General features: G+C 69.2%; 13 protein-coding genes. 6 read left to right on the top strand and 7 right to left on the bottom strand.

The features are described from left to right. Window positions 1–37: 37 nt before the first annotated feature. Window positions 38–592 (bottom strand): YqgE/AlgH family protein, encoded by a 555-nt coding sequence (locus DDE13_RS15210; RefSeq protein ID WP_111405139.1) that lies wholly within the window; start codon window positions 590–592, stop codon window positions 38–40. 131 nt (window positions 593–723) lie between these two features. Between DDE13_RS15210 and DDE13_RS15205 the strand changes: the two genes are divergently transcribed. Then, window positions 724–1524 carry a protein-disulfide reductase DsbD domain-containing protein gene (locus DDE13_RS15205; protein WP_162631040.1) on the top strand — a complete coding sequence of 267 codons (801 nt, stop codon included), beginning with the start codon at window positions 724–726 and terminating at the stop codon, window positions 1522–1524. A 27-nt stretch (window positions 1525–1551) separates the two neighbouring features. Here the strand turns inward: DDE13_RS15205 and DDE13_RS15200 are convergent, their stop codons facing one another. From DDE13_RS15200 to DDE13_RS15185, 4 genes are read right to left on the bottom strand one after another with little or no spacing between them, the layout of a single operon-like run. Beyond that, window positions 1552–4929, bottom strand: coding sequence for an efflux RND transporter permease subunit (locus DDE13_RS15200; protein ID WP_111405137.1), 3378 nt, complete (start codon window positions 4927–4929; stop codon window positions 1552–1554). 2 nt (window positions 4930–4931) lie between these two features. Next, on the bottom strand, window positions 4932–6404 hold the full coding sequence (locus DDE13_RS15195; protein ID WP_111405136.1) for an efflux RND transporter periplasmic adaptor subunit: 1473 nt from the start codon (window positions 6402–6404) through the stop codon (window positions 4932–4934). A 53-nt stretch (window positions 6405–6457) separates the two neighbouring features. Beyond that, window positions 6458–7000 carry a molybdenum cofactor biosynthesis protein B gene (gene moaB, locus DDE13_RS15190; RefSeq protein WP_111405135.1) on the bottom strand — a complete coding sequence of 181 codons (543 nt, stop codon included), beginning with the start codon at window positions 6998–7000 and terminating at the stop codon, window positions 6458–6460. Then, window positions 6997–7782 (bottom strand): uracil-DNA glycosylase, encoded by a 786-nt coding sequence (locus tag DDE13_RS15185; RefSeq protein ID WP_235868721.1) that lies wholly within the window; start codon window positions 7780–7782, stop codon window positions 6997–6999. Before DDE13_RS15185 ends, moaB begins: the two co-directional genes overlap by 4 nt. Before the next feature lie 130 nt (window positions 7783–7912). Between DDE13_RS15185 and DDE13_RS15180 the strand changes: the two genes are divergently transcribed. From DDE13_RS15180 to plsY, 5 genes are read left to right on the top strand one after another with little or no spacing between them, the layout of a single operon-like run. Continuing rightward, the gene (locus tag DDE13_RS15180) at window positions 7913–8860 is read left to right on the top strand and encodes an aspartate carbamoyltransferase catalytic subunit (protein WP_111405134.1); all 948 of its coding nucleotides are present in this window, start codon (window positions 7913–7915) and stop codon (window positions 8858–8860) included. Then, window positions 8857–9417 carry a hypothetical protein gene (locus tag DDE13_RS15175; RefSeq protein ID WP_111405133.1) on the top strand — a complete coding sequence of 187 codons (561 nt, stop codon included), beginning with the start codon at window positions 8857–8859 and terminating at the stop codon, window positions 9415–9417. Before DDE13_RS15180 ends, DDE13_RS15175 begins: the two co-directional genes overlap by 4 nt. Next, on the top strand, window positions 9414–9944 hold the full coding sequence (locus DDE13_RS15170) for an aspartate carbamoyltransferase catalytic subunit (protein WP_111405132.1): 531 nt from the start codon (window positions 9414–9416) through the stop codon (window positions 9942–9944). Before DDE13_RS15175 ends, DDE13_RS15170 begins: the two co-directional genes overlap by 4 nt. Next, entirely contained in the window at window positions 9941–11212 is a 1272-nt protein-coding gene (gene pyrC, locus DDE13_RS15165; RefSeq protein WP_111405131.1) for a dihydroorotase, read from the top strand. The genes DDE13_RS15170 and pyrC overlap by 4 nt, the downstream gene beginning before the upstream one ends. Continuing rightward, window positions 11212–11817 carry a glycerol-3-phosphate 1-O-acyltransferase PlsY gene (gene plsY, locus DDE13_RS15160; protein ID WP_162631041.1) on the top strand — a complete coding sequence of 202 codons (606 nt, stop codon included), beginning with the start codon at window positions 11212–11214 and terminating at the stop codon, window positions 11815–11817. The genes pyrC and plsY overlap by 1 nt, the downstream gene beginning before the upstream one ends. 42 nt (window positions 11818–11859) lie before the next feature. On the opposite strand, the gene DDE13_RS15155 is transcribed toward plsY, so the two are convergent. Next, entirely contained in the window at window positions 11860–12828 is a 969-nt protein-coding gene (locus DDE13_RS15155) for an adenosine kinase (RefSeq protein WP_111405129.1), read from the bottom strand. A 40-nt stretch (window positions 12829–12868) separates the two neighbouring features. Further along, window positions 12869–14257, bottom strand: coding sequence for an adenosylhomocysteinase (gene ahcY, locus DDE13_RS15150; RefSeq protein WP_111405141.1), 1389 nt, complete (start codon window positions 14255–14257; stop codon window positions 12869–12871). Window positions 14258–14285 lie beyond the last annotated feature (28 nt).

The raw sequence follows: 14285 nt of genomic DNA, 5'->3' as shown, positions 1-14285 counted from the left end.
GCGCCGCGGCCCCGCGCCCCGACGGGCCGCGCCGCGCCTAGGCCCGCCCGGCGGACCCCGACAGGGTGATCGGGTCGATGCCCATGCGCGCCAGAACCGCCCCCCATTTGCCCGCGCTGTCCGTGCCGAACACGAGATCGGAATGCGCATCGCCCACAAGCCACGCATTGGCCGCGAGTTCCCCTTCCAACTGACCGGGCCCCCAGCCGGAATAGCCCAAAGCCAGAAGTGCTGCGCGCGGCCCCACACCGCTGGCGATGTCCTCCAGCACGTCGGTGGTCGCGGTCATGCCGTACCCGCCCGGCACCGCCAGCGTCGCATCCGTGCGCGCATAATCGTCCGAATGCAGCACGAAGCCGCGCCCGTGTTCCACCGGTCCGCCCAGATGCACCTGCGGCGCGGGCGCGCCCTCGGCATGATCGATGGACAATTGCGCCAACAGCTGCCCGAAGCTGAGATCCGGCGCGGGGCGGTTCACGATCAGCCCCATCGCGCCCTCGTCGGAATGGGCACACAGGAAGATCACGCTCCGCTCGAAGCGCGGATCGCCCATGCCGGGCATGGCGAGCAACATCTTTCCCGCAAGTTCCATCGATAGCCCCTTGAGTTACGGTCGTTTTACCCGTGCTTTGCCCACCCGTGCAAGCGCTGCGCCGACGCCCCACGATTGTATCGCCGGAAAGTGACTTGGGCGTGGGCGGTGTTTGCGCCTACATGGGCGCCATGACAGCGCCCCTGACCCTCCGTATCTTCGCCGCCGCCTGCTTGGCGGCAAGCCCGATCAACGCCCAGAGCATTGGCGACATCGTGCAGGTGCAGATGCGCCATGGCTGGCAGACCGACAGCGGCAGCCGCATGGCCGCGCTGCACCTGACGCTGGCGCCCGGCTGGAAGACCTATTGGCGCGTGCCGGGGGACAGCGGCATCCCGCCGGTGATCGATTTCGCCGGCTCCGACAATCTCGACCGTGTGGCGTTCCATTGGCCTCGCCCGGTCGTGTTCGACAGCGCCGGGATGGAAACGGTCGGCTATGTCGGTGAGCTGGTCCTGCCGGTGGAGATCTGGCCCGACGCACCGGGCACGGCGGTCGGCCTGCGCGGAACTGCTTCGCTTGGCGTGTGCCAGGACATCTGCCTGCCGGTCGAGATCGCCTTTACCGCTGCACTCGATGCCGGTCCGGGCAGACCCGACCCGGCGATCCGTGCCGCGCTCGACACCGTGCCGGATCTGGCGCCGGATGGCGTGGCCAGTTGCGCGATCAGCCCCATCGGCGACGGGCTGCGGCTGGCGATGACGCTGGATGTGCCCGCGCAGGGCGGGGAGGAACGCGTCTTCGTGGAAACGGGCCGCCCGGACATCTGGGTTTCACCCGCTGAGGTGACACGGGACGGGACGCGCCTGACCGCCGTGACCGAGCTTGTGCCGCCCGAGGCGCGGCCCTTCGCGCTGGACCGCGGCGCGTTGCGGATCACCGTGCTGGGTGAAAGCCGCGCCATCGAGACGACAGGCTGCCGCGCGGAGTGATCTGGCGCAACCCGGTCCGTGTCGCGGTCAGATCGCGCCGCGCCGACCGCGCCAGCCCGCGATCACGCTGAGCGCCAACATCGCCGCGAGCGTCAGCACCAGCGCCCCGGCGGCGAACAGCGCGAAGGCCGCCGCGGTGCCGCCCGCCTCTCCCGTTCCCGGCACGGCCATGGCGCCCGTGACGATCTGCGCCCCCAGCGTCGCGGCCCCCCACAAAGCCAGCATTGCAGCAAGCGCGCGGATGGGCCAGACGGCGCGCCCGGCCCGCCGGGCTAAGGGCCGGGCAAAGGATCGCCGCGCCGCGCGGAGCGCCCGCGCGATGTCCTGCCCGCTGGCCAGCAGCGCGGGGACGACCGCCAGCACGAGCACCATCCCGAAGCCCAGCCCGTAAACCAGGGTGATCACCGTCGGCTTCAGGAACTGCGCCTGGGTCGAGGTTTCGTACAGCAGCGGCGCCAGCCCCAGCACCGTTGTCAGTGTCGTCAGCAGCACCGGCCTCAATCTGTCGGCAACGGCATCGACGATGGCGCTTCGCAGGTCGCGGTCTCGGGCATAGTCGTCGATGGTGGTGATCAGCACGATGCTGTCGTTGATGATGATGCCCGTCATCCCGATCAGCCCCACCACGCTGAACATCGACAGCGGCACGCCCCAGACGTAATGCCCCCAGACCGCGCCGATCAACCCGAAGGGGATGACCGCCATGATCGCCAGAGGCCGGGCCCAGCTGGCGAAGATCCATGCCAGCGTGAAGAAGATGCCGAGCAGGCACAGGGTGAAGCCCACCGCGGCGTCGCTCAGGAAATCGCGCTCCTGTTCGGCCAGCCCCGACAACTGCCAGCGCACCTGGTGGGTTGCCTCCAGCCCCGGCAGGATCTCCGTCTCCAGCGTCGCCATCACCTCGGCCGCGCGCGCGGGATCGTCGCCCGACAGATCCCCGGTCACCGTCAGGGTCCGCAGCCCGTTCTCGCGCCGAATGCTGGCGAACCCGTCGCGGCTTTCGATCCTGACAAGGTCGGTCAGCGGCAGGTACTGCCCCGATGGCGAGCGCATCAGCGTCCGGTCGAGGAAATCGGCGGTCTTCTCGCTGTCGGGGAGTTCCACGCGGATGGTGGCGCTGCGCGGCCCGTCGGCCATGCTCAGCGCTTCGATCCCGTTCAGCCGGTCGCGCAGTACCCGGCCCACGGTGTCGATGGAAAAGCCGAGAACCTGCGCGCGCGGGGTCAGCTCCAGCGTCACCTCGCGCTTGTCCCAGGGCATCGTGTCGGTCAGGGCCGACACCTCGGGGAATTGCGCCAACTGCCGTTTCAGCGCTTCGGCCGCCGCCTTCAGTTGCAGGGTCTCGGCGCCATAAAGCTGGATCGACAGCGCGTCGCCGCCGGGGCCGCCGCGATAGCTGCGAAAACTCAATTCCTCGGTCGTTGGCAGGGTTTGCACCTCGGCCTGCAAGCGGCGCAGCACCTCGAACGCCGAATAGGGGCGCGCATCGGCGTCGATCAGTTCCACCGCGACGGACCCGGCCAGATCGGCGTCGCGATCCTCCGCCGCGGCCAGCCCGCGCCCGGTGTTGCCGCCCACCTGCGCCAGCACATAGGCCATGGGATCGCGGCCATGCTCGGCGGCGAGCGCCGCGCCCACGGCTTCGGCCGCACGCTGCAACTCCGCCATCTGCGCCAGAGTGTCGGCCCGCGTTGCCGTGGGCTGCATCACGAAATTCGCGCTGATCGACCCGCGCTCCGGCGCGTCGAAGAACCGCCACGGCACGGTGCCCGAGATCAGCAGCACCGCCTGACTCGCCAGAAGCGCCACGAGCACCGCCATCACGGGGTAGCGCGCGATGATGACCCATCGCGTGAAAGGCCGGAAGGCGCGGTCGCGCAGCACGGCAAAGCCGCGATTGACCTGCCGCGACGGCCAGTCGTACCAGGCCTGCGCCGACGACGCCGCGAGCGAATGGCGCATGTGATGCGGCAGGATCAGGAAGCATTCCACCAGCGACGCGGCGAGCACCGCGACCACGGTGATGGGAATGTCGTAGATCATCGTGCCGAACTGTCCGCCGATCACCGTCAGCGCGAGAAACGCGAGGATCGTCGTCAGCGCCGCCGAGAACACCGGCAGCGCCATGCGCCGCGCCGCGCGTTCGGCGGCGAGGCTGGGCGGCTCGCCCAGCGTGCGGGCGCGGAAATCGGCGTGCTCGCCCACGACGATGGCATCGTCCACCACGATCCCCAGCGTCAGGATCAAGCCGAACAGCGACACCATGTTCAGCGAGAGCCCGGCTGCGTACATCACCGCGAGCGCTGCGCCCATCGCCACGGGGATGCCCGCCGCCACCCAGAATGCCGTGCGCGCGTTCAGGAACAGGAACAGCAGCCCCACCACGAGCACGAGCCCCGTCAGCCCGTTCTTCAGAAGAAGGTTGATGCGCCCGGTGATCTGGTCCGACCGGGTACGGATCAGGTCTACCCGCATGCCTTCGGGCAGTGTCGCGGCAAAATCCCGCGCCACGTCCGCCACCACCCGTTGCAGCGCGATGGCATCGCCCGCGGCGGAGCGGTCCACACGCACAGTGATCGCCGGGTCGTCGTCCACGAAATACGCCTCCACCCGGTCGACGCCGCCCCGTTCGATCCGCGCGACATCGCCCACGCGCAGGGTGCGGCCGTCCGGCGTGCTGCGCAGCACGATGGCCGTGATATCGGCCACGCCGTCCCGCGATGTGCCGCTGCGCAGGCGTGCATTGGCGGCTTCCACGTTGCCCGCGGGCGCGCTGTCGACCCCCGCTTCGATGGCCTGTGCGATCTCGGACAGGGTGACGTCATGGCGGATCAGGTCGGCACTCTGCACGACGACGCGGGTCTGGCCATCGGCAATGCCGCTGATCGTGGTGCGCGTCACCCGGGCTTCGAACAGCCGCAGCACGAAGGCGTCGGCGAATCGCGCGATCTGGTCCACGCCCACCGGCCCGGTCAGCACCACGTCCGTCACCTGATCGCGCCATTCGCGGCGGGTGACCTCGGGCCTTTCGGCATCGTCGGGCAGGTCGGTCACGCCGTCCACGGCCGTCTGAACGGCGTCGAGCGCGCGGGCCATGTCCCAGCCGGGTTCGAACTCCAGCGAAATCCGCGCGCTGCCCTCGCGCGCAATGGCATCGGTTTCATCGACGCCTTCGACCGCCTGGAGCACGGGTAGCAGCGGCGCCACGATGGCACGGTCCACGTCTTCGGGGCCGGCGCCGTCCCAGGTCACGGTGACGCCGATATCGTCGAGCACGATGTCGGGGAAATACTGCGCGCGCAGGTTCAACGCAGCGGCCACGCCCAGCACGACCATCACTGCCAGCAGCAGGTTCGCCGCCGTGCGGTGGCGGACGAAATATCCCAGGATGCCCCCGCGCCCCACGTTCAGCCCCCGCGCCCGTCTTCGATCCGGCGCACAAGGGCCGCGGGCACACGGTCGGCCTGCAAGGCTGCGCGCATCCGGTCACGGTCGGCCGAGTCGAGCGCAGGATCCGCATCGAGCCGTTGCAGAAGCGCCGCGCGGCGCGCATCGGACAACTCCAGCATGACACCGCTCTGCGCGGCACCGGACGACACCGGCTGCGGGTCGGCCCTGCCCGTCACCTCCACCAGCAACCCCGCGCCAACCGCCGGGGTCCGGTCGGCCACGATGTCCGCCCCGGCCACGTCCGCAGCCTGCACAAGGACACTGTTGCCTTGCCTGCGGACGATCCCCACCCGCGCCTCGGTCAGCCGGTTGTCGGGGCCGATCACAAGCACGCCGCCATCTGCGGCGACGGCCGCGGCCGGCAGCGTCGCCACATCCGCTAGCGGCGGTTCGGCGATGGTGACGGTGACGATATCGCCGGGCCGGAAACCTGCCGTTCCGTCGAGCTGCGCAAACAGCTCCCGCCCGGTCTGGCCTTCGGCCACCACGGGGCTGACACGCAGGTCCGACGCGCTGGCCATGGCGCCATCCGTTCCGGGATCAAGCGTGACGCTCACGGGCCGGTCGGCGATAGCGCCATCACCTGCCACCAACCGCGCGAATTGCGCGGTCGACAGGCGGAAGGCGACCTCCAGCGCGGTCGGATCGACGACCTGCGCAAGCAACTCGCCCGCGGTCACGCGTGCGCCCGTCGTGACCGCGACATCCGACAGCACCCCGTCGAAGGGCGCGCGCAGGGTCGTGTCGGCCAGTCGCCGCTCGGCTTCCGACTGTGCGATCCGAGCTCGGGCGGTCGCGGTCACGGCCTGGTCCAGCGCGGCCTCTGCCTGTGCCAGCGCCTGCCTGCGCCCGACCACCGATTGCCGGGCCTGCGCCGCCGCCAGTGCCGCAGTCTCGACCGCCGCCGCACTGCCCACGCCACGGGCATCCAGATCCTCCTGCCGCGCCAGGGCTGCCGCGCGCAGGTCGGCCTGTTCCCGCGTCACCGCGAGATCCTCGCGCGCAAGGTCCACGTTCCGGCGCGTGTCCCGTTCCGCCGCCTCCGCATCGGCAAGATCGGTGCGCGCCGTGGCAAGTGCGGCTTCCGCCTCCGCCGGGTCGATCCGCACCAGCACCTGCCCCGCGGTCACCGCAACCCCGTCGCGGAACGGGTCGGACAGGTCCACCACCGCACCACCCGCCGCCGCACGCAGATCAAGCGTCCGGGTGCCGCGCAGCACCCCGAACGCCTCGATCACCGGCTCGGCGGGACCGGGGACCACGGTCACGGCCCGCACGGACACCGCGATCTCCCGCCGGGGGCGGTCCTGGGGCGCCTCGCCCATCGCCAGGTTCACCGCGCGCCAGACGGCGCTGCCCGCCCAGCCGAGCGCGCCAAGGCTCAGCGCTGCCAGAAGAACCCCGAGCATGGCTTGCCGCAGAAACAGCATGGCTTTGCCTTTCCCGAACCGGACCGCGTGACCGGCCCGTGTCACTTGTGCCGTCACTTGCGCCGCTGATGTTCGTCCAGCCGCGGCAGGATCTCCACGAAATTGCAGGGTCTGTGGCGATAATCGAGCTGCATCGACAGGATCTCGTCCCACGCGTCACGGCAGGCCGAGGGGCTGCCGGGCAGCGCGAACAGGTAGGTGCCCCCCGCCACGCCCGCCGTCGCCCGGCTTTGCACCGCCGAGGTGCCGATCTTGGCGAAGGACACCATGGTAAACAGCGTCCCGAACGCGTCGATTTCCTTTTCATAGACGTCCCGGTGCGCCTCCACCGTCACATCGCGGCCTGTCAGCCCCGTCCCGCCGGTGGAGATCACCACATCGATGCCGGGATCGGCCACCCAGGCGCGCAGGCGGTCCGCGATCTCGGACCGTTCGTCGCGCAGGATCGTGCGCACGGCCAGCACATGGCCCGCGGCGGCGATCCTGTCGGCCAGCGTGTCGCCGGACCGGTCATCCCCGGCCTGCCGCGTGTCCGACACTGTCAGCAGCGCGATGCGCACGGGCATGAAGGACCTCGTGTCGTCGATCCGGCTCATGGCGATGTCCCTTCGGGATGCAAGCGCGCGCGCAGGGAGAGAAGGTCCGCCCATGTCTCCCGCTTGGCGGCGGGATTGCGCAAAAGATATGCGGGGTGCAGCATCGGCAGGCAGGGCCGACCCGCAAGCTCCGTCCACTGGCCCCGCAGCCGGGTGATGCCCGACCGGCCCAGCAGGCCCTCGCAGGCGGTATTGCCCATCAGCACGACGATATCCGGGTCCGCGATCGCGAGATGCCGCCGCGCGAAGGGGGCCATCATCGCCATCTCCTGCGCGGTGGGCTTGCGGTTCTGGGGCGGACGCCACGGGATCAGATTGCTGATATAGACCGCGGCACCCGTGTCCGGGGCCGTGCGCGACAGCCCGATGGGGGCGAGCATCCGGTCCAGAAGCTGCCCCGCGCGCCCGACGAACGGCTTGCCCTGCATGTCCTCGTCGCGGCCCGGCGCCTCGCCCAGGATCATCACGCGCGCACCGGCCACACCGTCGCTGAACACCAGCGTCCGCGCCCCGTGCTTCAGCTCGCAGCGGTCGAAGGCGTCCATGGCGGCGCGGAGCGAGTCCAGATCGGTCGCGGCGGCGGCCATCGCCTCGGCCAGGGCGACCGGGTCGTCGTCCATGCGAGCCGCCGCGGGGGCCTTGTCGGCGGCCGGGGCGGGTTTCGCGGGCGGCGGTGCGGCGTAGCGATCCACGGGCAGATCGCCGAGCGCCGTGTCGGCCCCCAGTTCCGCCTGCCAGTCCAGAAGCGCCTTGATCGCGCGGGCCGTGTCCATCCCCTGCATGGGCCATATCTAGGGCGCGGCGCGGCGCTGCACAATCGGCCGCGTTGCCGCGCGGAATGTTTCCGGGCTGGGCCCTTGTGACCGCGTGGGCCTGTTCCTATAAGCCCCGGGAAAGCATGGGGGACGCGCGATGACATTCCGCCAACGGCACCTGCTGGGGATCGAACCGCTCCACCCGCTGGAGATCACGACGCTTCTGGATCTTGCCGACACCTATGTGGACCTGAACCGCCGCGCGCAGAAACATGCCGACGTGCTGGCGGGGCTCACCCAGATCAACATGTTCTTCGAGGCCTCCACCCGCACGCAGGCCAGTTTCGAACTGGCGGGCAAGCGGCTGGGCGCGGACGTGATGAACATGTCGATGCAGGCCAGTTCCATCAAGAAGGGCGAGACCCTGATCGACACGGCGCTGACGCTCAATGCGATGCACCCCGACCTGCTGGTGGTGCGCCATCCCCATTCGGGCGCAGTGGACCTGCTGGCGCAGAAGGTGAACTGCGCCGTGCTGAACGCGGGCGACGGGCGGCATGAACATCCGACACAGGCGCTGCTGGATGCGCTGACAATCCGTCGGGCCAAGGGGCGGCTGCACCGGCTGAACGTGGCGATCTGCGGCGACATCGCCCATTCCCGCGTGGCACGGTCCAACATCCTTCTGCTGCACAAGATGGAAAACCGCGTGCGCCTGATCGGGCCACCCACGCTGATGCCGTCCGAGATCGGCGAACTGGGCGTGGAAGTCTATGACGACATGCGCGACGGGCTGGCCGGCTGCGACGTGGTGATGATGCTGCGGCTGCAACGCGAGCGGATGGATGGCGGCTTCATCCCGTCCGAGCGGGAGTATTACCACCGCTACGGGCTCGATCCCGAGAAACTGTCCCATGCCGCCGACGACGCCATCGTGATGCATCCGGGGCCCATGAACCGCGGGGTGGAGATCGACGGGATCCTTGCCGACGACATCAATCGCAGCGTCATACAGGAACAGGTCGAAATGGGTGTCGCGGTGCGCATGGCGGCGATGGACCTTTTGGCGCGCAACCTGCGGGCCGAAGGGCTGGGGGCGGCATGACCGGCCGGGATTTGCGTGTCGTGGCGGGCGAATCCGGCCATGTGCGGCTTTTTACCATCGACACGGAACATCCCGACGGCGCAGCCCTGCGCGCTGCTCTCGTGGCTGATGACGGCACTGCCCCGGCGCTGGTGGCCGCGGCGCTGGGGGTGGGGCATGTCGATCCGCAATGGATCACGCTTGTACCGGTCGCCGATGTTCGCGCCATCGGTCTTGCGACCTATCTGCGCGCCGGGCACGACATACCAGACGAACAACTGGCGGCGCAATCGGCGGCGCTGGGGCGCGCGGCGGGGCATATCCTGCTGGTCATGTCCCCGGCCTTCGCCGGCCGCGCCGAGACGATCGCCCTGTCGCCGTGCCTGACCCCACTGGCCGCTTTCACCCGCCGCCGCGAGGCACCGCCCGCGCCGCCGCCGCAACCCGATCCCGTACCGGCACCACCCGCACCCGAACCGGCGCCCGTGCGCGGCGGGCTGCGCCCGCTGGCCATCGGCGCGCTGGTGGTCGCGGCGGCACTGATCGTGCTTCTGCTTGCGCTGGGGGGCGGATCATGACGGGCGATGGCTGGGCGGGCATTCTCAACCCCGGCGAAAGGGTCCTGTGGCAGGGTCAGCCAGACCCCGCGCCCGATTTCACCGGCTGGCGGCTGTCGGACGGCATCTTCGGTGGCGCCTTCGCGGGTTTCGCGCTGTTCTGGATGGCCATGGCGCTGGGGCAGCTGCCGGGGGGCACGTTCATCGGCCTCGTCTTCCCGCTCTTCGGGCTGCCGTTCCTCGTGATCGGGCTCAAGCGCGCCGGGGGCGAACGGCTGTGGCAGGCCCATGTCCGGCGCCGGACATGGTATACCCTGACCGATGAGCGCGCCTTCATCGCCACGAACGTGCTGGGACGCCGCCAGCTGGCCGCCTATCCCATCACGCCCGCGACACGGCTTGACCGCGACGGGCGCGACATCTGGTTCGCCACCGACATCGTGCGCACAAAGCGCGGCACCGACCGCCGCCGCGTGGGCTTCACCCACCTGCCCGACCCGGACCGGGTGTTCAGCCTCATGCGGCAACTCCAGCAGGAACCCAGATGACCACGACCCTGTTCGACAACGCAAGGCTGATCGATCCGGAAACCGGCACCGATGTGCCCGGCTGGTTGCTGGTCGACGGCAGCACGATCGCCGCGCGCGGCACCGACGCCCCGCCGGACGCACCCCATGTCATCGACTGCGCGGGCGCGTGCCTTGCACCCGGCATCGTGGACATGGGCGTCAAGCTGGGCGAACCGGGCGAGCGGCACAAGGAAAGCTTCAAGACCGGCGGGCGCGCGGCCGCGGCGGGTGGCGTCACCACCGTGGTCATGCGGCCCGACACGCTGACCCCCATCGACAGCCCGGAGGTGCTGGAATTCGTGCTGCGCCGGGGGCGGGAGGCCGCCCCGGTGAACATGGCCGCCATGGCGACCCTGACCCGCGCCCGCGAAGGCCGCGAGATGACCGAGATCGGTTTCCTGCTCGATGCGGGCGCGCTGGCGTTCACCGATGGCGACCGGGTCTGCCGCGATACCCGCGTGCTGATCCGCTGCCTGACCTATGCGCGCGGGCTTGGTGCGCTGGTGATCGGCCACCCGCAGGAACCGCAACTCAGCGCGGGGGCGGGCATCACCAGCGGCAAGTTCGCCACGCTGCGCGGCCTGCCCGCCGTGTCGCCCATGGCCGAACGCATGGGGCTGGAACGGGATCTCGCGCTCGTGGAAATGACCGGCGCGCGTTACCACGCCGACCAGATCACCACGGCCTGCGCCCTGCCCGCCCTGCGCCGTGCGCGCGAGGCGGGGCTCGACGTGACCGCTGGCATCTCGATCCACCACCTGACGCTGAACACTCTGGACGTGGGCGATTATCGCAGCTTCTTCAAGCTCAAGCCCCCCCTGCGCCACGAAGAGGATCGCGCGGCGATGGTGGAGGCGCTGCGCGACGGCCTGATCGACGTGATCTGCTCCATGCACACCCCGCAGGACGAGGAGAGCAAGCGCCTGCCGTTCGAGGAGGCCGCGTCGGGTGCCGTGGGGCTGGAAACGCTCCTGCCCGCGGCGTTGCGGCTCTATCATTCCGGTGACATGGACCTGCCGGGCCTGTTCCGGGCGCTATCGCTGAATCCCGCGCGCAGGCTCGGGCTGCCAGGAGGACAACTATCCGTGGGCGCGCCTGCCGACCTTGTCCTGTTCGATCCGGACGCACCTTTCGTGCTCGACCGGTTCACGCTGCACTCCAAGTCCAAGAACACCCCCTTCGACGGTGCGCGGCTCCAGGGGCGGGTGCGCGGCACGTGGGTCGGCGGATACCGGGTGTTCGGATGATCCCGGCGCTGACCACACCGCCCGCGCTGATGGCGCTGACGGCGCTGGCGGCCTACCTGCTGGGCTCCGTGCCCTTCGGCATCGTGATGGCGCGGCTGTTCGGGCTGGGCGACCTGCGCAAGATCGGGTCCGGCAATATCGGCGCCACGAACGTGCTGCGCACCGGCAACCGACTTGCGGCGTTGTTGACGCTGATTTGCGATGCGGGCAAGGGGGCGGCGGCGGTGCTGGCGGCACGCGCGGCGCTGGGGCCCGATGCGGCACAGGTCGCGGGCTTCGCCGCCTTCCTTGGCCATTGCTTCCCGGTCTATCTCGGCTTTCGCGGCGGCAAGGGGGTCGCCACCTTCCTCGGCACGCTGATCGCGCTGGCATGGCCCGTGGGCCTTGCCGCCTGCGGGCTCTGGGCTATCGCGGCGGCGCTCAGCCGCATCTCGTCGCTTTCGGCACTGGTGGCTGCGGGGCTGGGTCCTGTCGCGGCTCTCATGCTGGGCCGCACGGACATCATCGCGCTCGCCATCGCCTTGGCTGCGCTGGTCTTCTACCGCCATGCCGAGAACATCCGTCGGCTCCGTGCGGGAACGGAGCCAAGAATCGGGCGGAAATGATCCCGCCCGATCTGCATACCTGATGGCTTGTCGACGCGGTCGTCAGGCTGCTTTCGTGCCCTCGCGCGCGCCGAAATGGCCGATCACGCGCGCCGCAAGCCGCGCACCTTCGCGCCCCGCCTCGGCCACGTTGCTGCCCCGCGCAAGCGCCACGAGGAACCCGGCGGCGAAGGCATCGCCCGCACCGGTCGTGTCCACGACCTTTGCGACTGGCTCCGCCGCGATCTCGGCCACGGGTCCGCCATCGGACACGAACGCACCGTTCTCGGACCGGGTCAGCGCCACAGTGCTCACATGCTCCAGCGCCCAATGCAGGGCCGACATCGGATCGGGCGCACCCGACAGGGCGGCCAGTTCGATCTCGTTGCCGATGAGAATGTCGCAATCGCCTTCGATCAGCGCCAGCATCGCGTCGCGCTGGCGGTCCACGCAGGCGGCATCGGACGGTGTCAGCGCCACGCGCGCGCCCACGCCGCGCGCCAGTTCCACGGCGCGTGCCACGTTGGCGGCCCCATGCGGGGCGTCGAAATGGTAGCCTTCGACCAGCAGGATCGCCGTCTCGGGCGGAAGATGATCGGGCAGGTCATCGGGGTGCAGATCGACGCAGGCCCCCAGATGGGTGGACATCGTCCGTTCGCCATCCGGCGTGACCATCACGACGCAATGGCCCGTGGCATTGCCCCCGACCTGATCGGCTACCGGGACGGTGATCCCCAACGCCGCCATGTCGGACCGGAACACCGCCCCCAAATCGTCGCCCGCGACCTTGCCAAGGAACGTGCCCTTGAGACCCAGATCCCCGACATGGGCGATGGTATTGGCCACCGACCCCCCGGATTGCTGAATGCCGGGGCCGATTTCCGCATAGAGTGCCGCGGCGGTCGCCGCGTCCACGAGATGCATTTCGCCCACCGTCAGGCCGTGGCGCGCGGGCGAATCCGGCCCGACCGACGCCAGCACGTCCACCAGCGGATTGCCGATACCGGCGATTTGCGGTTCAGATTTGTTCATTTTGCGATGTCGGGGCGGCACGACGCCGCCCCGCCCCCTGTCAATAACGGTAATGTTCGGGCTTGAACGGGCCTTCCGGCTTCACACCGATATAGGCCGCCTGCTCAGGCGACAGGGTGCTCAGCTTCACGCCGATCCGGTCGAGATGCAGGCGCGCGACCTTTTCATCGAGATGCTTGGGCAGCACGTAGACCTCGTTCTTGTACTGGTCGCCGCGGGTCCACAGTTCGATCTGCGCCAGCACCTGGTTGGTGAAGGACGCCGACATCACGAAGGACGGATGCCCCGTCGCGTTGCCAAGGTTCAGCAGGCGCCCTTCGGACAGCAGGATGATCCGGTTGCCCGCGGGCATCTCGATCATGTCCACCTGATCCTTGATGTTGGTCCATTTGTGGTTCTTCAGGCTCGCGACCTGAATTTCATTGTCGAAGTGCCCGATATTGCCGACGATCGCCATGTCCTTCATCTCGCGCATATGCTCGATGCGGATCACGTCCTTGTTGCCGGTCGTGGTGATGAAGATGTCGGCCGTGCCGATCACATCTTCCAGCGTCGTCACCTCGAACCCGTCCATCGCCGCCTGAAGTGCGCAGATCGGATCGACCTCGGTCACCTTGACGCGCGCGCCCGCACCCGCCAGCGATGCCGCCGAGCCCTTGCCCACATCACCGTAACCGCACACGACCGCGACCTTGCCAGCCATCATCGTGTCGGTGGCGCGGCGGATGCCATCCACCAGCGACTCCTTGCAGCCGTACTTGTTGTCGAACTTCGATTTCGTGACGCTGTCGTTCACGTTGATCGCCGGGAAGGGCAGACCGCCCTCGCGCATCAGCTGGTAGAGCCGGTTGACGCCGGTGGTGGTCTCTTCCGACACGCCCTTGATCTGGTCACGGGTCTTGGTGAACCAGCCGGGCGACGCCTTCATGCGCTTGGCGATCTGCTTCTTGATGACCTCTTCCTCCTCGGAGCCGGGTACCGGGATGATGTCTTCACCGGCTTCGGCCCGCGCGCCCAGCAGGACATAAAGCGTCGCGTCGCCGCCATCGTCGAGGATCATGTTCGGCCCGTCCGCGAACTGGAACGACCGGTCGAGATAATCCCAGTGTTCTTCCAGCGTCTGGCCCTTGATGGCGAACACGGGCGTGCCCCCCGCCGCGATCGCGGCCGCGGCGTGGTCCTGGGTCGAGAAGATGTTGCAGGACGCCCAGCGGACCTCGGCGCCAAGGGCGTTCAGCGTCTCGATCAGGACGGCGGTCTGGATCGTCATGTGCAGCGATCCGACGATCCGCGCGCCCTTCAGCGGTTTCGCCTCGCCGAATTCCTGCCGTAGGGCCATCAGGCCCGGCATCTCGGTCTCGGCGATGTCAAGTTCCTTGCGGCCATATGCGGCCAACGCGATGTCCTTGACGATGTAATCGGCGGCGATCTGTTCCTGGGTGTTCATGTGATCCTAT

Source organism: Meridianimarinicoccus zhengii (genome assembly GCF_003254465.1).
GTDB classification, from domain to species: Bacteria; Pseudomonadota; Alphaproteobacteria; order Rhodobacterales; family Rhodobacteraceae; genus Meridianimarinicoccus; species Meridianimarinicoccus zhengii.
This window is presented reverse-complemented; position numbering and strand designations above follow the sequence as displayed.